Origin of the sequence: Actinoplanes utahensis (assembly GCF_016862455.1) — a bacterium.
Taxonomy (GTDB): domain Bacteria; phylum Actinomycetota; class Actinomycetes; order Mycobacteriales; family Micromonosporaceae; genus Actinoplanes; species Actinoplanes utahensis.
In genome coordinates this window covers 46371-69296 of the sequence record NZ_BOMZ01000047.1, presented here as the reverse complement: position 1 = coordinate 69296, position 22926 = coordinate 46371, and the positions used below count along the sequence as shown (strand labels likewise).

The window sequence follows — 22926 nt, the reverse complement described above, 5'->3', positions numbered from 1 at the left end:
TCAAGGAGAACCCCGTCATGGGCTACAGCCGTAGGAACATGCTCGGTCTCGGCGCCGGAGTCGTCGCCGCCTCCGCACTGGCCGCATGCGGCAGCAGTGGTGGCGACGCCGGCGGCGAGATCTCCACGGAGGCCGTGAAGCTGCGTTTCACCTGGTGGGGCTCGGACGCACGGCACAAGCGGACGCAGCAGGCGATCGACCTGTTCACCAAGAAGTACCCGAACATCACCGTCTCCGGCGAGTTCAAGGAGTGGAACGGTTACTGGGACAGCCTGGCCACCACGGTCGCCGCCAACGACGCCCCGGACATCATCCAGATGGACGAGCTCTACCTGGCCTCGTACGCCCAGCGCGGCGCCCTGCTCGACCTGGGCACCGCCGCGAAGCACCTGAAGACCGACGCCGTCGACGCGGCCGCGCTGGACACCGGCAAGGTGGACGGCAAGCAGTACGCGGTGCCGACCGGCGTCGCCGCGTACTCGATCGTCGCCAACACCACGGTCCTCGACCAGTACAAGATCGCTCTGCCCGACGACGCGACCTGGACCTGGGACGACCTGAAGAAGATCGGCCTGGAGGTCTCCAAGGCCAGCGGCGGCAAGGTCACCGGCGTCCAGTCCTGGGGTTTCGAGACCGGCGGGGTGAACATCTGGGCGCGCCAGGCCGGCGCCGCCCTCTACGACGACGCCGGCAAGGTGGCGATCCCCCCGGCCGTGCTCGCCGACTACTGGCAGTACCTGCTCGACCTGGCGAAGCAGGGCATCGCCCCGGCACCGTCGGTGACCGTGGAACGGGCCGGCGCCCCGCTCGACCAGTCCGGCACCGCGACGAACACGTCCGCGTTCGGCACCTGGTGGAACACCCAGCTCACGTCCCTCGCGACCGCCAGCGGCCAGAAGCTGAAGCTGCTCAAGGTGCCCGGCAACGGCCAGCCCGCGAGCGCGGAGGCGCCGTACCTCAAGCCCTCGATGTTCTGGTCCGTCTCGTCGCGGTCGAAGCACCCGGCCGAGGCCGCGCTCTTCGTCGACTTCCTACTGAACACCACCGAGGCCGGTGACGTGCTGCAGACCGACCGCGGCCTGCCGTCCAACAGCACCGTCCGCACCGCGGTGACCGCGAAGCTCGGCGAGACCGACAAGGCGGCCTCCGACTACCTGGGGTCGCTCAAGGTCGGCGCCGCGCCGCGGGTCACCCCGAACGGCGCGAGCGGCATCGAGGCGATCCTCAAGCGGCACACCGAGGAGGTCCTGTTCGAGCGGCAGACCCCGCAGGCGGCGGCCGAGGCGTTCATCAAGGAGCTCCAGACGGAGATCGACGCGGCCAAGTGAGTCCCTCCGGCGCGGGCGCTGGTCGGTGTCCGCGCCGGTTCATCCCCAGGGAGAGGCACAGCGCAGATGGATTCCCGTACCGGAAAAATGGTTCACGGCAGGCGTCGCGGCAGTCGTCCTGGCCACCGCATCCCCCGCGCCCGCCTTCGCGGGACGGCACGGCCCGCGGATGGAACGCCTGGACCGCGGGCTGATCGCGGCGCCGACCAGCGAGGGCGTGTTCCTGAGCTGGCGGTTGTCGAAGACCGAGGTGACCGGGTCGTCGAAGACCGGGCTGACCGGGGCGAACTTCCACGTCTACCGGGACGGCAGGAGGATCGCGACGGTCACGGACAGCACGAACTTCCTGGACCGGGAGGGTACGGCCGCCTCGAAGTACCGGGTCAGCGGCTCGAAGACGGTGACCCCGTGGAACGCCGGCTACACCGAGCTGCCGCTGCGCAGACCGGCGGACGGGGTGACCCCGGCCGGTGAGGTCTTCACCTACTCCGCCAACGACATGAGCGTCGGCGACGTGGACGGCGACGGCGTGTACGAGTACGTCGTCAAGTGGGATCCGTCGAACTCCAAGGACGTGTCGCAGGTCGGGTACACCGGTCCGGTCTACATCGACACGTATCGGGCCGACGGCACCCTGCTGCACCGCATCGACCTGGGCGTGAACATCCGGGCCGGCGCGCACTACACCCAGTTCCTGGTCTACGACTTCGACGGCGACGGCCGCGCCGAGATGATGATGAAGACCGCGCCCGGCACGAAGACGATCCGCAACGGCACGGAGCGGTACGTCAAGAACGGCTTCCAGAAGGACGCCGACCACCGGATGAGCGCCGCCGACTACTACCAGCACGTCGTCGGCATCTTCCAGGGCTGGGACAGGCATCCCGAGGTCGTCGCCGGGCGCTGGCCGAAAACGATCGAGCAGGCGCTCGGCATCGCGCCGCAGTACCGGTACCCGCTGAGCCGCGCGGACGCCGAGAAGCTCACCGACTACTTCATGGACGTGTACGCCCCGGCCCGCTCCGCCCGCAACAACCTGCGCGCGTTCGAGGGTTTCATCGTCGACGGCCCGGAGTACCTGACCGTCTTCGACGGCGCGACCGGCCGTGAGCTGCAGACCATCGACTACAAGCCGGGACGTCACGACGACGGCCTGATGTGGGGCGACTACGCGATGGCCCGCATCGAGCCCGGCAACCGGGTGGACCGGTTCCTGTCCGGGGTGGCGTACCTGGACGGCCGGAACCCGTCGGCGGTGTTCGCCCGCGGCTACTACACCCGCACCACGCTGGTCTCCTACCGCTGGGACGGCCACCGCCTGCGGGAGGGCTGGTACGTCGACTCCGGCTGGGCGCCGATGACGAACCCGTTCAACGACTCCCCGCACGGCCGCGACGGCACCGATCCGGTGTACGGCAAGCTCACCACGCAGGGCTTCCACTCGCTGAGCGCCGCCGACGTGGACGGCGACGGCAAGCAGGAGATCGTCTACGGCGCGGCCACCATCGACCACGACGGCGACCTGCTGTACTCCTCGTTCGGCACGCTGCCGTCCGGAGAGGAGGCCCGGCTCGGTCACGGCGACGCCATGCACGTGACCGACATCGATCCCGCCCGTCCGGGGCTGGAGATCTTCACGGTGCACGAGGGCGGGACCTCCGCGCCGTACGGCATGGCGATGCGGGACGCGAAGACCGGCGAGGTGCTGTTCGGCACGTACTCCGGGCGCGACACCGGCCGGGGGATGATCGGTGACGTGCTGCCGGCCACGCCCGGCATCGAGTCGTGGGCCAGCATGCCCGGCGGCTCCGAGGCACTCGGCCTGCACAGCGCCAAGGGCGAGATCCTGACGAACACCATTCCCGGTACGAATTCGAGCATCCGCTGGTCCGCCGACCTCACCACGCAGATCGTCAACGGCGCGCAGACCGTCACCCCGACGATCGACGACTGGAACCGGGGCCGGCTGCTCACCGCCGACGGCACCCTGACCAACAACGGCACCAAGGGCAATCCGGGCCTGGTCGCCGACGTCCTCGGCGACTGGCGGGAGGAGCTGCTGGTCCGCACGGCCGACAGCTCGGCGATCCGGATCCACACCAGCACCGAGGTGACGAGCCACAAGCTGTACACGCTGATGCACGACCCGCAGTACCGGGCGGAGGTGGCCCGGCAGCAGACCACCTACAACCAGCCGTCCTACCCGGGCTTCTATCTGGCCTCGGACACGGACTGGTCGACGGTGCCCCGCTGACGTGTGGGCCCCGCCTCCACGGCGGGGCCCATATATTTTATATTTGCTGCACGCCGACAGAGGGGTGGGTCCATGGACGCCGCAACCGCTCGCAGCAGGATCGCGGACATCCGCACCACGGACAGCACGACCACCATCGATGACCTCGACAAATTCTGGGCCGCCCTGCCGCCGGTGCGCCCCGACGAGATCCTCGGCTCCTGGCGCGGCAGCGAGTTCGTCACCGGCCACCGCTTCGAGGGCTACCTGCCGCGGATCCGCTGGCACGGCAAACGCTTCGACTCGCGCACCGAAGTGGCGCCGCTGGTCTGCCGCAACGACGACGGCGGCCTGTTCGACGACGTGGACCGGGCCAAGGGCGGCGCCAGCCTCTGGGCCGTCGAGTTCCGCGGCGAGGTGACGGCCACCATGGTGTACGACGGCCAGCCCGTGCTCGACCACTTCAAACGCATCGACGACGGCACCCTGCTCGGCGTCATGAACGGCAAGGGCGTCCTGGACGACGGGCGGCACTACTATTTCGTCCTCGAACGGGAGTGAGCCCGGTGCGCATCCAGGCGGCCCTGATCGAGACCACCGGCGGGCCGTTCACCATCCGGGACGTCGACATCGAGGAACCGCGGCCGGACGAGATCCTCGTCGAGATCACGGCGGCGGGGATCTGCCACACCGACCTGGCCATGCGCGATCGCTGGCCGGAACGCACCCTGCCGATGGTGTTCGGGCACGAGGGCGCCGGGGTGGTCGCCGCGGTCGGCGCCTCGATCACTTCTCGGAACGTCGGCGACACGGTCGCGCTCAGCTACCGCAGTTGCGGAAAGTGCGAGCAGTGCCGGCGCGGCCAACCGGCGTACTGCCTGCTCAGCGAACTCAACATGCGCGGCGCCCGAGCCGACGGCAGCAGCGGGCTGCGAGCCGGGGGCCGGCGGGTCCACGGCAACTTCTTCGGGCAGTCGAGCTTCGCGAGCCATGCCCTGGCGTACGAGAGCAACGTCGTACCCATCCCGTCCGCCCTGTCGCCCGTCCTCGCCGCACCGCTCGGATGCAGTGTGCAGACCGGCGCCGGAACCGTCCTCAACGTCCTGCGCCCCACCCCCGGAGACACCGTCGCCGTCTTCGGCGCCGGCAGCGTCGGCCTCAGCGCGGTGATGGCCGCCGTCTCCCTCGGCTGCACCGTGATCGCCGTCGACCCCAACCCGGCCCGGCTGGCGCTCGCCCACGAGCTCGGCGCCACCGACACCGGACTGACGAACGCCCACCACGCCATCGACACCACCGGCCGCCCCGAGGTGATCGCCCGGGCCATCGGGGCGCTGCGCCGGCGTGGGACGCTCGCCCTGGTCGGCCTCGGCGGCAAGGCCGAATTCGACATCATGACGGTGATGTACAACGGCATCCGCATCCGCGGCGTCGTCGAAGGTGACGCGTCGCCCGCGACGTTCCTGCCGCAGCTCGTCGACCTGCACCGGCTCGGCCGGCTGCCGATCGAGAAACTGATCACCGAGTACCCGTTCGCCGACATCGAACAGGCCGCCCGGGACGCCGCCGGCGGAAAAGTGGTGAAACCGGTCCTGACCTTCGGGTAGACACGTATCCATGAGTTATCCACCGCCGCTGTATCACGGGGACTCCGGCGAGAAGAGCGCCCTCTACCGTCCGGCCGGCACCGAACCCGAGCTGGTCTACCCCAACGGGACCAAGGTCCATTACCTGTCGACCGGGGCCTCCACCGGCGGCCTCTTCGGCCTCTACCGCTGGGAGTGCGGACCCGGGGAGACCGGACCGGACCCCCATTTCCACCGTACGATCAGCGAGTCGTTCTACATCCTGTCTGGCGTCATGTCGATCTACAACGGCGACCGGTGGATCGAAACCGAACCGGGCGACTGGGTGCACGTGCCGATCGGCGGCATCCACGGCTTCAAGAACCGCTCCGGCGAACCCGCGTCGATGCTGCTGCACTTCTCCCCCGGCGCCCCGCGTGAGGCCTACTTCGAGGGTCTCGCCCACCTCGGCGAGATGACCGATGCCGAACGCACCGCCTTCTACCTCGAACACGACAACATCTGGCTCTGATCTCCTCCGGTCCTGTCGTACCCCGGGGGTAGTTTGTCCCGATGATCCGCACCGAGGCCGCCGTGCGGGGCCGGCACATCGTCCGCCGCTAGGCGGCGCCGGCCCCGCTGATCCACCAGGCGACCGGGCGCCGCCTGGCCGGCGATCGGCGCGGCGCCTGCTCCGCCGCCGACGTCGCGGTTGATCTCGACTTCTCCGAGATCAACCGCCGCTTCGGTACGGTCGTCGCGCGCCGCATCGACGAGGACCTCCGGCACCTCGCCCCCGGACCTGCTGCCCCGCCGCCCGTCCACGGGCCCACACCGCTCTGTCCCCACGCCGCCTCTCGGTCCTGGCCCGCTGTACACCCGAGCGGTCGCCGACCGGCTCAGCCGAGATCCTTGATCATCTGCTGGGTCGAGACCCGATAACCCGAACGCTGGTAGAGGCTGATCGCCGTGGCGTTCGACCCGAACACGTTCAACTCGATGGCCCGCGCACCGTGCCCGGCCGCGACCGCTTCGCCCGCCGCCAGCAGCTCCCGGCCCAGCCCCTGCCCACGATGGGCCGCGTCGACCTCGATGTCGTAGAGGAAAGCGCAGTTCGGAACCCCACGCGGATGCTCCAGACCGATCCAGAGCCGCCCGATGGGCACCCCGCCGTCCGCCAGCCCGACCAGCAGGAACATGCCCGGCGTGTCCAGCCCGTACGGCAGAAGCTCAGCGTTGCCCTGGCGCGTCGTGGCATACGCCTCGCCGAAGTCCCAGCCCCTGGCGTCGACCAGCGCGTTCGCGAAGTCCACGGCCGTCGTGTGCTGCCAGCCCTCGAACTCCTCCTCGGTCATCGGCCGAACCGTCACCTCCGCCATACGCCGATTCTCACACCGGCCGCGGCTCTCCCGGCCCACCCGCCTCTCCCGGCTCGCCCGTCTCTCCCGGCTCGCCCGTCTCTCCCGGCTCGCCCGTCTCTCCCGTCTTGCCCGGAACGAGCCGACCCTGACCACCCGGACTGTGGTGACCCGCGGTTCAATCCGCACCCCAGGTCACCACGTTCGACGGGACTGTCTGCCGGCCTGCGGGCAAGCCGGGCACCGGGTTACTTCCGGCTGGCTCTCACGGCTGTCTCCGAGTCGGCGAGACAGCCGTGACGACCAGCCGGAAAACCCCGGCTGGCTGTCACCGCTGTCTCAAGCGGCGGGAGACAACATTGAGAGCCAGCCGGGCAGATCCACCGCTGCGCGCGGATAGTTCCCGTTCGACCAGCCCGCCGGGTGGGTCGTGAACTGGGTTTTGTGGCTGGTGGCCGTGGTCGTCGGGAGATCGGCCGGAAAATTTCTGGGAGGTCGGTAGTAGAAGGGGTCGGCCGTTCGTCATCGGGATGTCGGGGCGCTGCGGTTCCGGTTCTTTCCGGGGCGTGTCCGGGCGGACAACGCGGCGGCACGATGACGATGATCAGTGCGATGACGAAGGACGAGGTGGCCTGATGAAGTATCTGATGCTGGTCTGTGTGGACCCGGAGTACACCCCGGGTGCGGACAACGGCTCGCCGGAGACCGATGACTGGGCGGCGACGATGGACGCCAAGGGAATCCGGCTGATCGGGGACCGGACCCGGCCGGGCAGTGCGGCGACGACGGTTCGGGTACGGAACCGGGAAGTGCTGGTGACCGATGGGCCGTACACCGAGACCAAGGATCTGATCGCCGGGTTCGACGTGCTGGAGTGCGAGGACCTGGACCAGGCGATCGAGGTGGCGGCCAAACATCCGATGGCCTGGGCCGGTGTGATCGAGTTGCGGCCGGTGTGGCCGTGGGGCGAGGACTAGGACTTGAACGACCGGATCGCGGAGATCTACGCCGACGGGTGGAGCCGGATCGTCGCCACGATGATCCGGTTCACCGGCGGTGACTGGAGCCTGGCCGAGGAAAGCACGCAGGACGCGTTCGCGCAGGCACTGCGGACCTGGCCGGAGGTGGGTGTGCCCGATCAGCCGCTGGCCTGGCTGACGACGACGGCCCGCCGCCGGGCGATCGACGTGATCCGCCGGGCCGGGGTGGAACAGAGCAGGCTGCGGGAGGTGGCCATGGAACCGGCGCCGCCGCCGTACAGCGGGGACAGCGAGATCCCCGACGACCGCCTGGAACTGATCTTCGCCTGCTGTCATCCCGCGCTGAACCAGGAATCCCAGGTGGCGCTGACACTGCGTAGTGTGGCCGGGCTGAGCACCGCGGAGATCGCACGGGCTTTCCTGGTGCCGGAGAAGACGATGGGGCAGCGCCTGTTCCGGGCGAAGCAGCGGATCAAGCAGGCGGGCATCCCGCTCCGGATGCCCGCCGCGCACCTGCTGCCGGACCGGGTCTCGGCCGTGCTGCACGTGCTGTACCTGCTGTTCAACGAAGGCTACTCGGGTGATCCACGGCTGTGCCGGGAAGCGGTCCGGATCGCGCGGGTGCTGGCGGAACTGATGCCGGACGAACCGGAGGTGCTGGGACTGCTCGCCCTGATGCTGCTGCAGGACGCGCGCCGCGATTCCCGCACCGATTCCTCCGGTGCGCTGGTGCCCCTGGACGAGCAGGACCGTTCCCGGTGGGACCGGCAGCAGATCGAGGCGGGGGCGGCACTCTGCGAGCGGGCCCTGCGCCGGGGCCGGGCCGGGCCGTTCCAGCTCCAGGCAGCGATCGCGGCCTGTCATGCGAGCGCGGCCGGTCTCGACGACACCGACTGGCCGGAGATCGTCGGTCTCTACACCCACCTGCGGCAGGTCGCACCCGGTCCGATCGTCGACCTCAACCGGGCCGTCGCCGTCAGCATGGCGTCCGGACCGGAGGCGGCACTCCCTCTGGTGGCGGAGATCAGCGGGCTCGACGGCTACCACCTGTTCCACGCGACCCGCGCCGACCTGCTACGACGCGCCGGTCGCGGTCCTGAGGCAGCCGACAGCTATCGCAAGGCCCTCGAACTCGCCCCCACCGAGGCGGAACGGCACTTCCTCACGGGCCGTCTCCACGACCTCACCGACGCCGATTGAACCGCGCTGCCACCCGACACAGTGGGAGAGATGGCCGATGAAGAGGCACGGCGGAACGGCCAGGCGATGGCGAGCGCGGCTGGCGGAACGGCCAGGCACCGATCAGCGGAGCAGCCATGCGCCGACGCGGCGCGCGGAACGGAACGGCCAAGCAGTAGCCGAGCGCGGCAGGCGGAACGGAGCGGCGAGCCGTAGCCGGACGCGGCACGCGCAACGGAGCGGCGAGGCACTGGCCGGGCGCAACGCGCGGAGCGGCCAAGCGCTGGCCGGGCGCAACGCACGGAGCGGCCAAGCGCTGGCCGGGCGCAACGCACGGAGCGGCCAAACACAGACCGGGCCCAGCGCACGGAGCGGCCAAACGCAGACCGGGCGCAACGCGCGGATTGGTAAAGCGCTGGTGGGTGGAGTCGGCGGGTCAGTGGGCGGCCAGGAGCTTGGCGGCGAAACGGGCCTCGAAGAGAGCCGCCTTACGGGCGACGACCGGCAGGGTGAGGGCGAACACGAGGGCCAGCGCGCCGTTGAAGACCACATTGGTCAGATAGGCGTCGCCGAAGCCGAACAGCTCGGGCAGCTCGATGTCGTCGGACGGGAGCGCCCAGCCCCACAGCCCCCAGCTCAGCCCACCGATCACGGCGGCCCACCAGGTCGCGACGAGGGAGAACGAGATCGTGCTCGGGATCCATCGGACGGTCGCGTGTGCCACGTCCCGCCAGGTCTGCGCGTCGATCAGGACGGCGATCAGCTTGGCGGGGAGACGGGAGGCTTCCACCGTACGATAAGAAGGGCTTTGGATCTCGTGGCCCAGAACCTCCGCGATCCGCTCGCGTTCGGCGGCGGCGAAGCCACGGGCCTGCATCAGGGCGAACATCATGATCGGCACACCCACCCAGAGAACCGCCAGGCCGAGGCCGATGGCCAGACCGGTGACCGGCACCAGGATCGCGGCGACGGCCAGCGGGAGGCCGGTCAGGACGTAGCGGCTGTCGGCGACGAGCCTCGGCAGGATGCGGGCCGCGGGCGCGGGAGTCAGAACCGGCTCGAGGAAGGTCGCCGGTTCGAGCTGCGTCGTCGTCATACCCACGACGCTATTGAAGGAAAGCGGGCCTGCCGATACGGCGAGCACCACTCTTTTGGTGGTGCTGGCACTACCCTTCGAGCGCGATCGCCGCTCCGGCATGCGGCCAGTGCTCCAGTCTTCCGGCCGGAGTGAAGACCCGCGCTGGGAGGGTGCCAGGACCGGGCAGTGCCTTGGCCGGGACGGTTCTGCCACTCGATGTACTGACGTCAGCGGTGCGGCGCCGACGGACGCGGCGAAGGACGAGCCGGACCAGAACCTGCCGGCCCGGCGAGGAGGTCAACGGTAGTCCCAGTCGAGCAGCCCGTCCCGTACCACCGGCCAGGCGTGGCCCTGGAACGGACGGCCGGTCTCCAGCGCGGACGCGGTCTGCTCCAGCAGTTCAGCGACCGAGGCGGGCCACTCCACGAAGTCGGCGCCGACCTCCGGATCGGTGTCACCGACGCGCCCGTGGTGGCCGGGCCGCTGGTCGACGATCAGATCACCGCCGCTGCCGTCCATTCCGAACGGCACGTACTGCCGGTGCCACCAGTCGTCCTCGCCGCCCCAGAACTCGAAGTCGGCCATCACATCGCAGTTGCCCTGCCAATCCGAGAAGATCTCGGTCAGCGACATCGGCTTGTAGAACGGCGGGAACGCGAAACCCCGCATGCCGGTCACCCCGTCATGCCGGCGCAGCGAGGCCACCAGGTCGGGCGGAAAGGGCACCGACATGCGCCGCTGAAGATCATCGAGTTTTTGTACGGGCGCCGGCGGCCCCAGTGAGGCGGCGGACTTCGGGGCGTTCCGGGCCAGCCACTTCTCGATCCGCTGCCAGGCCGCGTTGACCCGGGCGGTGGTGGCGGCGTTCGACCGGACCGGAGCGAACGCGCCCCGCGACTCCGGGCAGACATCGGTGGACGGCCGCGCCGGACGAGTCGGAGCTGGTGCGACGTAGGCCGACGACCGCTCCGAACGGGGTGTGACCGGCTCCTTCTCCAGCGTCGTGAAACTGTGGTAGCCGGTGCTGCCGCCGTCGCACCAGGCGAGCCCGCAGGCCATCACCACCATGATCAGGAAGATTCCGAGCAACGCGCCGACGACCCGTCTCCCCTCGACGGGCCTCGGCCGTGAACCCGCGTCAGCAGCCTCGGGCACGGCCGCCGCCTGCACCCGGGTCGCCGTGACCCGCAGCATCGGGTCGAACCATCCCGCAGCACCGGCAAGACGATCCCCTGCCGCGGCCGCCGCCCGCGGTTCGCCCCCTTCCGTATCGCCGCCTGCCCCTGCCGCGGCCCGGACCGCGCCCGCTTCTGCGTCTCCGCCGGCCGCGGATGCCGCAGTCGACTCGCCAGCACCCGCGTCTCCTCCGGCCGCAGAGGCCGCAGACGCCGCAGTGGTCCCGGCCGCCCTCGAATCCGCGTCCGCCTCGCCCGCGGCTGTCGCCGGCGACTCGCCGGTTTTCGAGATGGCATCCCTGCCGGATGTCGTCTCGGGTTCAGCGTCGTTTTCAAGCGCCGCCTCGGATTCGGCGGTGGTCGAGGGTGCGACGCCGGTCGAGGGTGCGACGCCGGTCGAGGGTGCGGAGTCCGTGGACGGTGCGGTCTCAACTGACGGCAGGGCTTCGGGTGAGAGTGACCCCCCGACTGGTGGTGACCTGTCGGGTGAAAGCGACGCCTCAGGCGCTGATGACCCTCCGGGCGCGGCGGGTACGTGAGATGCGGGCGCGGACGACACGTCCGGCGCCTCAGGCACTTCGGGCACATTCGACGCGGCAGGCGCGGGCGCGGGCCCGGCGGGCCCGGCGGGCCCAGTGGGCGCGGCAGGCGCGGGCTCGGCGGGCCCGGCAGGTGCGGCAGACGCGTCCGGCCCGGCAGGCACGCCAGGCACCTCGGACGCGGCAGGCGCGGGCGCGGAGGGTGCGGGTGCCGCGGGCGCAGCAGGTGCGGGTGCGGCGGGTGCAGCAGGTGCGGTTGCGGCGGGTGCGGTGCCGTTCAGGGCCTCGAGGGGGATGCGGCCGGCGACCGGAACCGGGAGGTCGACGTCGCCGATAGTGACGACGGCGCCGGTGAGGCCGCGGCCGTCCAGGGCGTCGAGGGCGAGCGTGGTGTGGTTCGCCGCATCGTCGCCAGGGCCGGTGACGATCACGACCGGGGCTTTCAAGGCGACCGCGAGGTCGACGAGTGTCCAGCCGGCCGGCCCGACCGGGACGAGGAGACCGGCTGCGCCGGAGACGAGCACCAGGTCGTACGCCCGGGTCAGCGCCCCGATGACCGGTATCGCCCGGTCGAGTTCCAGTTCGCCGGCGCCTTCGAGCAGGCCCGCGGTGTGTGCCCGGATCGGGGCGCCGGCACCGACGGTCCCGCCGAGCAGCACCGCGGCCACCGGCACCTCGGATGCCGCCGCCAGCGCCGCCGCCGCGAATCTGCCGTCGACGTCGGCCGAGACGGCCGCGATCACCCACGGCCCCCGACCAGGCCATCCCCGTTCCACTCGGCCACTCTAGGTGACCGCCGGTCACCACCGCCGTCCCGGGGTCATCGATCTTCGTCAACGCCGGAGGTCAACGCCGGAGGTCAACGCCGGAGGATGCTGGAGCGTTCGGGGGCGAAGGGGGCGTTCAGGGTGAGGGCGTGGCGGGTGACGGCGAGCGATTCGCCGAGGAAGCTCAGCCCGATGCCGAGTTGGATCGGGCTGGCGTCCGGGCGTACCCCCAGTTTTGCCGCAAGCAGCCCGAACCCCAGCATGACCGCAAGTGACAGGCCGACCGCGGCGAAGGTCCGTCCGGTGTATCGCTGCCACAGGTGGCCGCTCTTCTCGAAGACGGTGACGTAGTGACCGCGCAGGTAGCCCAGGGCGACGCCGAGCAGTGACCCGCCGGCGAGCCAGGCGTAGTCGGCAGGGCGGAGGCCGTCGATTCCGACCAGCGACCAGAGTCCGATTCCGGTCAGGACGATCGGTGGGATCCAGAGGTCGCGGGCGTTGAGCGGTTCGCCGATGACGCGCCGGACCAGCACGGCGAGCACCGCCACGATGATGATCACGCTCAGGGTCATGTGAACCTCCGTTTTTTAGCACGAGCCTGCCAAATCAATGTCGCATGCGCGTGCTAAAAAAGTCCACATGCCCAAGGTGGTGGATCCGCGACAGCGGCGGGCGGCGATCGCGGACGCGGTGCTCGCCGTGGTGGCCCGGCACGGCCTCGAGGCGGCCAGCCTGCGCAACGTCGCGGACGAGGCGAAGCTGGCGATCGGTTCGGTCCGGCACTATTTCGACGGGCACGAAGAGCTGATCATCTTCGCTGCCCAGGAGCTGAATCGCCGGGTGATCGAACGGGTCCGGTCGTACGCGGAGTCGATCATCGCGACGTTCGACGCCGGCGGTGGGCGGGCGGAGCGGCGGCGGCTGAGCGAGGATCTGCTGGCCGAGTGGCTGCCGCTGGACGAGGCGCGGCATCGGGAGGCGGTGTTGCGGCACACGTTCGCGATCGCCGCCCGCACCCGGCCCGAGCTGCGGTCACCGACGCGCGCGCTGCGGGACTCGATGGCCGGCATCGTCCACCGGGTGCTGTCCGAGGCGCGGAACGCGGGCGGCCTGGCTCCGGAGGTCGAGGTCGATCAGGAGACCCGCCGCCTCTGCGCCCTCCTGGACGGCCTGGCCCTGCACGCCGTCACCGCCGCCGAGCCGCCGGCCCCTGACGATCTCCGGCGAATCCTCCGCTACCACATCGAAACCCTGACCTGACCGCCCCGACCCCCGGCAGCGAAGCGAAAGGCGACTGACCCTCAGCGGTCGGCCGGAACAGGTTCGACGGGCACTGGCGGCTCGGCGGGGACCGCCGGGGCGGGCGGCTCGGCGGGGATGGCGGCGATGCCGGCGAGGATCAGGACTCCGCCGGCCATCTGCAGCACGGTCAGGGACTCGCCCACCACGATCCAGGCCAGGATCGAGGCGAACACCACTTCCAGGAGACCGACGAAGGACGCCAGGCGGGAACCGAGCTTGCCCGAACCATAAATGCCTGCGGCGTACGCGATCGCGGTCCCGAAAACGGCCACCACCGTCAGTGGAACCCACCACGGCACCGGCGTTCCGAGCAGGGCAACGTCACCGAACGTCATGCTGACCGGCACGATCCCGGTCAGCCCGGCGACGGCCAGGGCGAGGCCGCCGAGCAGCAGCCCGAAACCGGCGAGCGCCACCGGCGGCAGGCCGTCGGAGGGCCGGGCCGCGACCACGAAGTAGACGGCGCAGCCGACCGCGGCCGCGAAGGCCAGCATGATGCCGACCGGGTCGACGGCGTTCAGCGCGCCCGGCCCGATGACCAGCACGAGGCCGCCGATGGCGAGCACCGATCCGGCGAGCACGGCCGGGCGGGGCAGCCGCCGGGTGGTCACCGCGACCCAGATGACCAGCAGCAGCGGGGCCAGGTATTCCACCAGGAGGGCCGTGGACACCGGGATGCGCCGGATCGCCGCGAAGTAGGCGAGCTGGGTGAACGCGACCGCGATGACGCCCATCCCGACCACCCGCCAGCGGCCCCGCCACAGCGCGTCCCAGCGGCCGCGCAGCGAGAACAGCACGAAGGGCAGCAGCAGGATCCCGGCGGTGAGGGCGCGGGCGGTGACCGCGGCAGCGGGCGACCAGCCGGCTTCGAGCAGCGGTTTGATGAAGGCGCCGGACGTGGCGAACGTCGCGGCCGACGTCACCGCGGCGCCCAGCCCGGTGTAGAGCGACTTCACGACATCCTCCAGTCAGGGGTTAAACTCCGAACAGTCCTGACGCTAGGCGGGCTCGGATAAGGAGTCAACTTGCTTTTTGCCCCTGACACGGAGGAGGCGCTGGACTTCGTCGTCGCCCTCGCCAACACCGCCCCCGGCGCCTCCCGGTCCGGCGACGACGAGCTGGCCACCGTCGCCGACCTGGGCGAATTCCTCCGGGGGTACACGTACTCCGGGCGCATCGACCACGACGAGGCCGAGCTGGCGGCGGTCCGCGAGACCCGGACCCGGCTCCGGGCGGTCTGGACGCTGGACCGGGACGCCGCGGTGGACGCCGTCAACGAGATGCTGCGGGAGGCCCGCGCGCTGCCCTACCTGACCCGGCACGACGGGTCGGACTGGCACATCCACGCCACCGAGCCGGACGCGCCGCTGGCCGAGCGGATCCGGGTCGAGGCGGCACTGGCGCTGATCGACGTGATCCGGATGAACGAGACCGGTCGCCTGCGGGTCTGCGCCGCCGACGACTGCATCGGCATCTTCCTGGACCTGTCCCGCAACGGCTCCAAACGTTTCTGCTCGGTGCGCTGCGGCAACCGGGTCAACATGATCGCCTTCCGGGCCCGCAGGGCGGAGACCGGCTGACCGGTCACGCCTGCCGCGGCAACCGATCGAGCGCGCCGACGAGGGCGGCCCCGACCAGCGCACACGAGGTCAGCAGGAGACCGGCGGCGGTCGCGGCGACGGTCCAGGCGACGAACGCCGCCACGACCGTGAGGGCCAGGCCGGTCAGCGCCCACACCCGCACCGCCCGGAGCAGCGGGACGGTCGAGACACCACGGCGCTCCCAGCGGACCGCGGACAGCGCCGAGAACCCGGCGACCCCGAGCGGAATGGACGCCAGCAGGGCGAACAGGATCAGCATCGGCATCTGATCCGACTCCGCCGCGGCGGCCGGCGTGACGAACCCGACCACCAGGAACAGCACGGTCAGGCCGGTACCGCAGGAGATCAGCCCCCGCTTCCGGTTCATCGCCGGCTCCCGGCAGAGAGGACGGCGGGCAGGGAGTGGCTCGCGCTGCGCGCGCCGGGGGCATCGAAACGCATGCACGGGATCGTAGAGGCACCGCTCGCGGGCGGCGGTCCACCGGGGAGTGGTAAGGACCACGGTCCCGGGGCGGGCCGTACTCGATAGGGTCTTTCCGTGCCCCGCCGGAACGCTGTCGCCCTCGCCGTCTGTCTCGCCGCCGCGTTCACCACCCTGATCGACCAGGCCAGTCTCAACACCGCGATCCCCGCGCTGCGCGACGAGCTCGGCGCCGGCCCCGCCACCCTGCAGTGGATCATCGCGGGGTATTCGCTGACGTTCGGGCTGGCCATGGTGCCGGCCGGGCGGCTCGGCGACGCGCACGGACGCAAGTGGCTGTTCGTCGGCGGGATGTCGCTGTTCACCGGGGCGAGTCTGGTCGCGGGCACCGCCGGGGAGGCGTGGGTGGTGGCGGTGGCCCGGCTCGTCCAGGGCGCCGGGGCGGGCATCGTCAACCCGCAGGTGTACGGGATCTTCCAGGATCTGTTCACCGGGCGGGAACGAGCCCGTGCCCTGGGCGCCTACGCCACCGTCGGCGGGGTCGCGGCAGTCCTCGGGCCGCTGGCCGGCGGGGCGGCGCTCGGGGCGGCCGGCGCCGACCTCGGATGGCGGCTGGTGCTGCTGATGAACGTGCCGTTCGGGCTGATCACCGTACCGTTGGCGATGCGGTTCCTGCCCGGCCGGGCGCAACCGGCCGGCGCCCGCCGGACCACCCTCGACCTGCCCGGACTGGCGCTGCTCGGCACCGTCACGCTGTGCCTGCTGCTGCCGTTCGTGTTGCCGGGCTCGGAAGGGCCACCGGGCGGAGGGCAGCCGGACGGAGAAGGGCAGCCGGGCGGAGGGCTACCGGACGGGCTGGGGCCGCCGATCGCTGTCTGGCCGGCCGTCGCGGTCGTGGCGCTCGGCGCGCTGATCTGGTGGGAACGACGATATGCCCGATCCGGTCGCACCCCGGTGCTGATGCCGGAGCTGGTACGGTCCCGCGGGTTCAGTCTCGGCACGTTGAGCGCGATGTTCCAGTTCGGCTCGTCGCTGTCGGCGAACCTGGTGCTGGTCCTCTATCTGCAGGACGGTCTCGGGTGGACGCCGTTGCAGGCGGCGCTGCCGCTCATTCCGGGGGCGATCGGGTTCGCGGCCGCGTCGTCGCAGAGCTGGCGGCTGGTGGCCCGGTTCGGGCGGGCCGGAGTGGTCGGCGCGCTGGCCGGGGCGGTGCTGGCGACCGCGGCGACCATCGTGGTCGTGCACACCGTGCCGGCGACGGGTCTCGTGCTGGCGCTGTCGTTGACGCAGCTGGCGTCGGGGGCGGCCACCGGGGCGATGATGTCGCCGAACCAGGCGCTGACGCTGGCGCACGCACCCGCCGGGGCGGCCGGGCTGGCGGGCGCGTTCCTCCAGGTCAGTCAGCGGATCTCGGCGACGCTGTCGATGGCGGCGGTCACCGGGATCATGGTCGCCGGTTCGGGGGTCACCGGGGCGCTGACGATCTGCCTGGTGATGATGGTCGCGGCGGTGGGCTGCTCCGCCCTGGATCTGCGCAGCCCACGGCCGGTCGCCGGAACCGTCGACACGGTCCCGGCGGGGCGATGATCCGCAACCATCGCTTCGGCCCGGCGGCCGCGTTGCGGCCCGCACCCCCGCCTGCCGCGCGTGGACTGCCACGGGAGGTGTATTCGGCGGGGGCGGCTCACGGCGTACCGGATCAGCGGTTTTGGAAATTCTTGTCCAGAAGGCTGTTCAGCAGGGCGGAGACCGTCGCGGGGTCGCGGACGGTGGCCAGGAAGTAGCGGTCGCCGGCGAGCTCCAGACGCACCGCGTCGCCGCTGCGCAGGATGAGGCCGCGACCGCGCATGTCGAGACTGTTCCGGTAGCCCCAGCCGCCCCATTCGGCGATGCGGACGGTGTCCGGCCGGGCCGAGACGATCTCGTCGAGCGGGATCAGCACCCGGGGCCGGCCCACCGGCCCGAACCCGATGGTCAGACCGCGGGCGTCGACGGTGATCCGGGTCTGGAACGCGGCGATCAGCACGAGGGCGAGCAGGACCAGCGAGACGGCGACCCAGGGATTCGCGAGAGCCAGCGCGGCGGCGACCCCGAACAGCGGCAACAGCGCCAGATAGGCCCAGCGGGACACCGCGCCACGCTCCGTCCACACCGCCCGTTGACCGTCGCCGAGATCCAGCCGGGAGAGGGTGGCCGGCGGCCGCTCCGCCACGGCCGGATGCCGGGGCGCCGGACCGCACGCGAGAACGGTCAGGCCGGTCCACGCGGCCGTGCCCGCGAACAGGGCGAGCAGATGCCAGCCGGGACCGTCGACGGCGGTGGCCTCGGCGACGTCCAGCGAGAGCGCCGCGGTGATCAGCCAGATGCCCGCGGCGAACGCGGTCAGCGCCCCCGCCCCGGCGACGACGGCCCGCCGCAGCCGCCAGTGCACCGCGATCACCGCCGACACCAGCGCGGTCAGGGCGATCAGACCGGCCACCACCAGGTAACCCGTCAGGGTCGCGGTCAGGCCGGCGGTCCGGTCGACCGCACCGGACAGGTTCCAGTGCATCGGCAGCGGGTCGGGCAGCCGGTCCCACCAGATCCAGGCGGTCAGCGGGATCACCGCCGCCGGAACGGCGGCCACCACCGCACCTCGCAACAGGCGCATCCGATCAGTCATGCCAGCCTCCTGATTTCCGCGATCAGCTCGTCGATGTCGAGGCCGAGACGCCGGCCGGCGTCGAGCACCCGGCGCGCCGCGTCGATCAGCTGCGCCCGGTCGGCGGCCTCGCCCTTGCACACCGTGGCCCCGCGGCCCCGGCGCAGCTCGATCAGGCCCTCGTCGCGCAACTGCGCATAGGCCCGAAGGATCGTGTGCATGTTGACCTGCAACGACTCGGCCAGATCACGGGCCGCGGGAAGGCGGTCGCCGGGAGCGACCGTGCCCGACGCGACCGCTCCGCGCACCTGCGCGGCGATCTGATCGGCCAGAGGCACCCCGGATGCGGGGTCGATGCGAACCAACATGTTCGTATTCTATGCGAACAATGAGCGCACAATCAACTCGTGGTCGCGTCGTTGGTCAGAACATGACTCCGGTACGGCGACGCACGCTCCTGATCGGCGCGGGCACAGTGATGGCAGCGGCCGGCGCATGGCGGATGCGGGAGCAGCCGGTGACCGTGCCCGACGCGCCGGCGGGTGACGAACGCCTCGAGCGGCGGTTCTCGGCGGCACGCGGGCGGGACGTGGACTTCTACACGGCGGTGCCGGACGGGTACGGCGACGGCCGCGGACTACCGGTCTGCCTGGTCCTGCACGGCGGCTCGAAACGGCCGGCCGACTTCCCCGCCCTCGGGCTGGGCCGGTTCCTGACCGACGCGGTACGCCGCGGCGCGACGCCGTTCGTGCTGGCCGGAGCCACCGGCGACCGGCTGGCGTGGCGGCCGCACGACGGCGACGACCCACAGCGCATGGCACACGAGGAGATCCCGGCATGGTGCGCCGCACGCGGGTTCGACACCCGCCGGCTGACGGCCTGGGGCTGGTCGATGGGCGGGGCGGGAGCGCTGCTGCTCGCCTCGACGTTCCCCGGTTTCGTACGGGCGGTAGCCGCCTTCTCCCCCGCCGTCACACCCGGTGACGACGTCTTCGCCGGCGCGGGACGGCTGACGGGCACACCGGTCGGTCTGTGGTGCGGCACGGACGACAACCTGCTCGACGACGTGCGCGCCCTGCCGATCGAACCGGCCACCGGCGGGTACGGCCCCGGCAGGCACAACTTCGCCTACTGGAGCACGATCATCCCGGCGGCCTTCACGTTCCTCTCAACCGCTCTTGAAGAACCGGCCCGTTGACTCGCCGCCCGGGGCACCGGCGATGCAATGCAGCAGGGTGTCCTCCCCGACCGGGATCGGCCAGGCGTCACGCCGCCAGCCACGGGTGTCGTCCGGCTGGAAGCTGCGGGCGGCCATCACCTCCTCGGCGCAGGCCACGCCGATGTGCGGGCTGTCGATCAGCGGTTTCCCGCCGACCATGACGCCGCCCGCCGGAAGGGGCATCGCCGCGAACGTCTCCCAGTAGTGGCCCTCCGCACAATCCACCCGGCGCGGCGGAGCGGCCACCCCCGACGTGGCGACCAGGCCGCCCCAGCACATCGGCTCGACCGGGCAGAAGGTGCCGCCGCAGGCGGTGAAACCCACCGGCTCCCGTTGCTGGGACTGGGTCGCCTCCGGCTGAACGGCGGCGGCCTCCTCCCCGGACGGGCGGCTGCCCCAGACGACCAGACCGCCGACGACCAGCAGCATCGCGGCGAAACCGGCGAGCAGGGGGTGGAGCGCCGGCCGGCGCGGTCTCTCCACCACCGGCGCCGGGACTCCGGCCGCGGCGGCCAGCTCGGCGGCCGACTGCCAGCGGTCCTGGGGCTCGACGGCCAGGGCGCGTTCGACGACGGCCCGCACCCGCAGCGGAATGTCCACCGTCATCGTGCGCGGGCCGGACTGGAGACGCTGGAGGGCGACGGCGTACGGGTTCTCGCCCACGAACGGCTTCTCCCCCGCCAGGCACTCGTAGGCGACGAGGCCGAGCGAGTAGACGTCGCTGAGCGGGCCGGCCGGTTCGCCGCGCACCTGCTCGGGTGAGAGGTAGGTGGGCGTACCGAGGATGGCACCGGAGACCGTGAGCCGGCCGGCGTCCTCGTGCCGCGCGATGCCGAAGTCGGTGATGACCACCGTGCCGTCCGGGCGGACCAGCAGGTTCGCGGGTTTGATGTCGCGGTGCACGAGCCCTCTGTCGTGGACCGCCTGGAGACCGGCCGCCGTCTGCGCGACCATCCGCATCGTCTCCTCCGGGCTGAGCCGGCCCCGGCTGAGCCGCTGCGACAGGGACTCGCCCTCGACGTACTCCAACACCAGGTAGAGCCGTCCCTGGTCGCGGCCGAAGTCGTGGATCGACGCCACCGCCGGATGGTTGACCCGGGCCATCGACGTGGCCTCGGCCTCGAACCGCCGGGCGAAATCGGGGTCGTCGGCGACGCCGGGCAGCATCAGCTTGACCGCGACGGTCCGCTGCAGCACCTCGTCGGTGGCCAGCCACACCTCGCCCATCCCGCCGGCGCCGAGGCGCTGCCGCAGGAGGTAACGATTCCCCAGGAGCATCGCGCCAGCCTAGATGCCCGCCGCCGGGGCGACAGAGACGGTCGGCGCCCCACGCGGCCTCAGGTCCGCCGGTAGACGGCGGTGATCAACAGGAACAGGGAGCCGGCCAGCGCGAGAGTGATCGCCGCGTTGATCGCCACCGGCCGGTCCTGCACGAAGTGCTGCTTCACGTAGTTGCCTCCGACGATGACGATCACGTAGACCCACCACGGCGCCCATCGGGCGTCGCCCGGCTTCTTGGATGGCATGTGTTCAGCGTTCCGCGGTTCGCCCCGGCCGCCGTCCGTCATCGGATCGACGACCACGTACTCCTTTAGTGGTATCCGCGCCGGCAGCACCCATCGACGGATCCAGGATTGCGGAGAGGAGGATGGCGGCGTGCGGGTCGCGGTGGCGCGGGTGGTGGCGGATCTCCGGCGGTCCCGGCCTGGTCCCGGCGTGGGACCGGGAATACGTCGGCTCCGACGGCCCCGACCACTGATGGCGTGCCGCCCTGGTGCGGTCTGGTGGTTCCGCGCGCACGGGCGTGGGCGAGCGACTCCCCACCCGAGTCGGTCGGCGACCGGACCGGACCGCGTGCCGCGGGTAGGGTGCGGTGCGACGGACCGGGACGGGCGGAGGCGTAGGTGAGCGGGATCGAGGGCGGGCTGCTCGAAGCGGAGCGGAGCCTGCAGCAGGCACAGCGGGACGGGGATGTGGCGGCGCTGGACCGGCTGCTCGACGACCGGCTCGTGGCGATCGGGCCGGACGGACGGCGGTACCGCAAGAGCGACGATCTGGACGCGTATCGGTCGGGGCATTCGAGGATCGACAGTCTGACCGAGGACGATCTCGAGGTCGTCGTCGTGGGGACGACCGGGGCGACGTTCGCCCTGTGTTCGGTGAGCGGCACGTTCGGCGGGGAGCCGTTCGCGGCACGGCTCCGGTACGCCCGCACGTGGGCGTACCGGAACGAGACCGGATGGCGGGTCGTCGCCGCCCAGATCTCCCCGGTCTGACCGCCCGGCCACGCGAAGCGGCCGGGCGGAACCACGGGCGGCCGGGCGGAACCACGGTCAGTTGGAGTCGGGCAGGCTCAGCAGGCGGCCCAGGTTCTCCGGGGTGAAGAACTCGGCCGGGGACGTCACGCCGGAGTTGAGGCGGGCGAAGGCGTCCATGCCCTCCTGGTTGCCGGCGATGGCGGAGACCAGCTGGATCATCTGCTCGTCCGGCGGCTGGAGGGCGGCGATCCCGAGGGTCATCTGGTAATGCGGCATCGCGCGCGCGTCGCGGCGGGCCTGGTAGCCGGGCAGGTGGTCGGTGACGATGGCGTCGGCGAGCAGTTCGGCGTCGAGGAAGGCGTCGGTGATGCCCTGCGCGGTGATGTAGTCGCGGCAGTAGCCGGCGTCGCCGACCAGGGCCCAGCCGGGACCGGACGGCACCCGGAAATAGTTGTGCACCGACGCGCCGACGTGCCGGGTCTCCTGTTCGGCGTCGCGGATGCGGGCGGCGAACGTCGGGGACGTCTCGAACATCGCCCGCATGGTGCCGTCGATGTCGTTGCGGTGGTCGGCGAGCTCGTCGTGCGGCCAGCCGGCGATCACCATGGTCAGGCCGTCGTTGGTGGGGCAGACGGCCCAGCCCCGGCCCGGCCGGCTGTACGCCTCGAAGGTGTCGGTCGGCAGGCCGCTCCAGTAGGAGTAGTAGCCGACGGTGAGTGGCGGCCGGTCCTCGTACGCCGGGGCCCGCACCGCCTTGGCGACCACCGAGTTCCGGCCGTCGGCGCCGACCACGAGACGGGCGGTCGTGGTCGTCCCGTCCTGGCCGCGGATGCCGGTGACCCGGCCGTCGTCGTCGAAGGTCAGCTCCTCCACCGGGAAACCCTCGCGGATCTCGGCTCCGGCGGCCGCGGCCGCGTCGAGCAGGATCTTGTCGAGGAGGGTACGGCGGGGCGCGTACGCGTACGGCGAATCGGGGGTGCCCGGAGCACCCGAGAGAGTGACCGGGCCGAAGTCGAACGAGTAACGCCCGACCGGCGGCACCCCGGTCGCGACCACCTGATCGAGCAGGCCCCAGCGTTGCAGCGCGGCCACGCCCGGCGGGTGCACGACGTGGGTCGACACCGTGTCGCTGGGGAAGGTGGCCCGGTCCACCAGCAGGGCCCGGTACCCGCGCCGGGCCAGTAGCGTGGCCAGGGGCGAGCCGGCACAGCGCGCCCCCACCACGATCACATCGAAATCAGTCATGGGGCTCCCTAGCCGAATCTTCCCGCCATAGTGGAGC

General features: G+C 71.4%; 23 protein-coding genes. 12 read left to right on the top strand and 11 right to left on the bottom strand.

What is annotated here, in order from left to right:
- Positions 1 to 17: 17 nt before the first annotated feature.
- The 5 genes from Aut01nite_RS17805 (at position 18) to Aut01nite_RS17785 (ending at position 5658) form a co-directional block, all read left to right on the top strand.
- Positions 18 to 1328 (top strand): ABC transporter substrate-binding protein, encoded by a 1311-nt coding sequence (locus Aut01nite_RS17805; RefSeq protein ID WP_043523194.1) that lies wholly within the window; start codon positions 18 to 20, stop codon positions 1326 to 1328.
- A gap of 169 nt (positions 1329 to 1497) precedes the next feature.
- Positions 1498 to 3582 (top strand): rhamnogalacturonan lyase, encoded by a 2085-nt coding sequence (locus Aut01nite_RS44325; RefSeq protein ID WP_161790585.1) that lies wholly within the window; start codon positions 1498 to 1500, stop codon positions 3580 to 3582.
- Between the two features lie 72 nt (positions 3583 to 3654).
- Positions 3655 to 4122, top strand: a complete 468-nt coding sequence (locus tag Aut01nite_RS17795; RefSeq protein WP_043523192.1) for a DUF4334 domain-containing protein — start codon at positions 3655 to 3657, stop codon at positions 4120 to 4122.
- A gap of 5 nt (positions 4123 to 4127) precedes the next feature.
- Entirely contained in the window at positions 4128 to 5168 is a 1041-nt protein-coding gene (locus Aut01nite_RS17790) for an NAD(P)-dependent alcohol dehydrogenase (RefSeq protein WP_043523341.1), read from the top strand.
- A gap of 10 nt (positions 5169 to 5178) precedes the next feature.
- On the top strand, positions 5179 to 5658 hold the full coding sequence (locus Aut01nite_RS17785; protein ID WP_043523191.1) for a cupin domain-containing protein: 480 nt from the start codon (positions 5179 to 5181) through the stop codon (positions 5656 to 5658).
- Between the two features lie 367 nt (positions 5659 to 6025).
- Here Aut01nite_RS17785 and Aut01nite_RS17780 read toward each other — a convergent pair whose 3' ends face one another.
- The gene (locus Aut01nite_RS17780) at positions 6026 to 6481 is read right to left on the bottom strand and encodes a GNAT family N-acetyltransferase (RefSeq protein WP_236642556.1); all 456 of its coding nucleotides are present in this window, start codon (positions 6479 to 6481) and stop codon (positions 6026 to 6028) included.
- Positions 6482 to 7119: 638 nt separating this feature from the next.
- Between Aut01nite_RS17780 and Aut01nite_RS17775 the strand changes: the two genes are divergently transcribed.
- Together Aut01nite_RS17775 and Aut01nite_RS17770 are read left to right on the top strand one after the other, a co-directional pair.
- The gene (locus tag Aut01nite_RS17775; protein WP_043523189.1) at positions 7120 to 7461 is read left to right on the top strand and encodes a YciI family protein; all 342 of its coding nucleotides are present in this window, start codon (positions 7120 to 7122) and stop codon (positions 7459 to 7461) included.
- 3 nt (positions 7462 to 7464) lie between these two features.
- Entirely contained in the window at positions 7465 to 8664 is a 1200-nt protein-coding gene (locus Aut01nite_RS17770; protein ID WP_043523187.1) for an RNA polymerase sigma factor, read from the top strand.
- Positions 8665 to 9079: 415 nt separating this feature from the next.
- Here the strand turns inward: Aut01nite_RS17770 and Aut01nite_RS17765 are convergent, their stop codons facing one another.
- The 3 genes from Aut01nite_RS17765 to Aut01nite_RS17755 all read right to left on the bottom strand — a co-directional run bounded on the left by Aut01nite_RS17765 (position 9080) and on the right by Aut01nite_RS17755 (position 12774).
- Positions 9080 to 9739, bottom strand: coding sequence for a sensor domain-containing protein (locus tag Aut01nite_RS17765; RefSeq protein WP_052163297.1), 660 nt, complete (start codon positions 9737 to 9739; stop codon positions 9080 to 9082).
- Between the two features lie 279 nt (positions 9740 to 10018).
- Entirely contained in the window at positions 10019 to 12094 is a 2076-nt protein-coding gene (locus Aut01nite_RS45125) for an AAA family ATPase (RefSeq protein WP_507762681.1), read from the bottom strand.
- Between the two features lie 200 nt (positions 12095 to 12294).
- The gene (locus Aut01nite_RS17755; protein ID WP_043523186.1) at positions 12295 to 12774 is read right to left on the bottom strand and encodes a hypothetical protein; all 480 of its coding nucleotides are present in this window, start codon (positions 12772 to 12774) and stop codon (positions 12295 to 12297) included.
- Positions 12775 to 12841: 67 nt separating this feature from the next.
- On the opposite strand from Aut01nite_RS17755, the gene Aut01nite_RS17750 reads away from it, so the two are divergent.
- The gene (locus tag Aut01nite_RS17750) at positions 12842 to 13462 is read left to right on the top strand and encodes a TetR/AcrR family transcriptional regulator (RefSeq protein WP_043523184.1); all 621 of its coding nucleotides are present in this window, start codon (positions 12842 to 12844) and stop codon (positions 13460 to 13462) included.
- A gap of 41 nt (positions 13463 to 13503) precedes the next feature.
- On the opposite strand, the gene Aut01nite_RS17745 is transcribed toward Aut01nite_RS17750, so the two are convergent.
- Complete coding sequence (locus tag Aut01nite_RS17745) at positions 13504 to 14460, bottom strand: EamA family transporter (RefSeq protein WP_043523183.1); 957 nt, start codon at positions 14458 to 14460, stop codon at positions 13504 to 13506.
- A gap of 69 nt (positions 14461 to 14529) precedes the next feature.
- On the opposite strand from Aut01nite_RS17745, the gene Aut01nite_RS17740 reads away from it, so the two are divergent.
- Positions 14530 to 15084 carry a CGNR zinc finger domain-containing protein gene (locus tag Aut01nite_RS17740; protein WP_083998543.1) on the top strand — a complete coding sequence of 185 codons (555 nt, stop codon included), beginning with the start codon at positions 14530 to 14532 and terminating at the stop codon, positions 15082 to 15084.
- Between the two features lie 4 nt (positions 15085 to 15088).
- Here Aut01nite_RS17740 and Aut01nite_RS17735 read toward each other — a convergent pair whose 3' ends face one another.
- Complete coding sequence (locus Aut01nite_RS17735; RefSeq protein ID WP_043523182.1) at positions 15089 to 15472, bottom strand: hypothetical protein; 384 nt, start codon at positions 15470 to 15472, stop codon at positions 15089 to 15091.
- 171 nt (positions 15473 to 15643) lie between these two features.
- On the opposite strand from Aut01nite_RS17735, the gene Aut01nite_RS17730 reads away from it, so the two are divergent.
- The gene (locus Aut01nite_RS17730; RefSeq protein ID WP_043523181.1) at positions 15644 to 17113 is read left to right on the top strand and encodes an MFS transporter; all 1470 of its coding nucleotides are present in this window, start codon (positions 15644 to 15646) and stop codon (positions 17111 to 17113) included.
- Between the two features lie 112 nt (positions 17114 to 17225).
- Here Aut01nite_RS17730 and Aut01nite_RS17725 read toward each other — a convergent pair whose 3' ends face one another.
- Positions 17226 to 18188 (bottom strand): DUF1648 domain-containing protein, encoded by a 963-nt coding sequence (locus tag Aut01nite_RS17725; RefSeq protein WP_083998542.1) that lies wholly within the window; start codon positions 18186 to 18188, stop codon positions 17226 to 17228.
- Positions 18185 to 18535, bottom strand: coding sequence for a GntR family transcriptional regulator (locus Aut01nite_RS17720; protein WP_043523180.1), 351 nt, complete (start codon positions 18533 to 18535; stop codon positions 18185 to 18187). Before Aut01nite_RS17720 ends, Aut01nite_RS17725 begins: the two co-directional genes overlap by 4 nt.
- A gap of 149 nt (positions 18536 to 18684) precedes the next feature.
- Between Aut01nite_RS17720 and Aut01nite_RS17715 the strand changes: the two genes are divergently transcribed.
- On the top strand, positions 18685 to 19365 hold the full coding sequence (locus tag Aut01nite_RS17715; RefSeq protein WP_307837513.1) for an alpha/beta hydrolase-fold protein: 681 nt from the start codon (positions 18685 to 18687) through the stop codon (positions 19363 to 19365).
- On the opposite strand, the gene Aut01nite_RS17710 is transcribed toward Aut01nite_RS17715, so the two are convergent.
- Complete coding sequence (locus Aut01nite_RS17710) at positions 19336 to 20664, bottom strand: serine/threonine-protein kinase (RefSeq protein WP_083998541.1); 1329 nt, start codon at positions 20662 to 20664, stop codon at positions 19336 to 19338. The genes Aut01nite_RS17715 and Aut01nite_RS17710 overlap by 30 nt on opposite strands.
- A 59-nt stretch (positions 20665 to 20723) precedes the next feature.
- Positions 20724 to 20912, bottom strand: coding sequence for a hypothetical protein (locus tag Aut01nite_RS17705; RefSeq protein ID WP_043523334.1), 189 nt, complete (start codon positions 20910 to 20912; stop codon positions 20724 to 20726).
- 378 nt (positions 20913 to 21290) lie between these two features.
- Here Aut01nite_RS17705 and Aut01nite_RS17700 point away from each other — a divergent pair, with 378 nt between their 5' ends.
- A complete protein-coding gene (locus Aut01nite_RS17700) occupies positions 21291 to 21662 on the top strand; it encodes a nuclear transport factor 2 family protein (protein WP_043523177.1) in 372 nt (123 codons plus the stop codon).
- A gap of 57 nt (positions 21663 to 21719) precedes the next feature.
- Here the strand turns inward: Aut01nite_RS17700 and Aut01nite_RS17695 are convergent, their stop codons facing one another.
- A complete protein-coding gene (locus Aut01nite_RS17695) occupies positions 21720 to 22889 on the bottom strand; it encodes an NAD(P)/FAD-dependent oxidoreductase (RefSeq protein WP_043523176.1) in 1170 nt (389 codons plus the stop codon).
- Positions 22890 to 22926 lie beyond the last annotated feature (37 nt).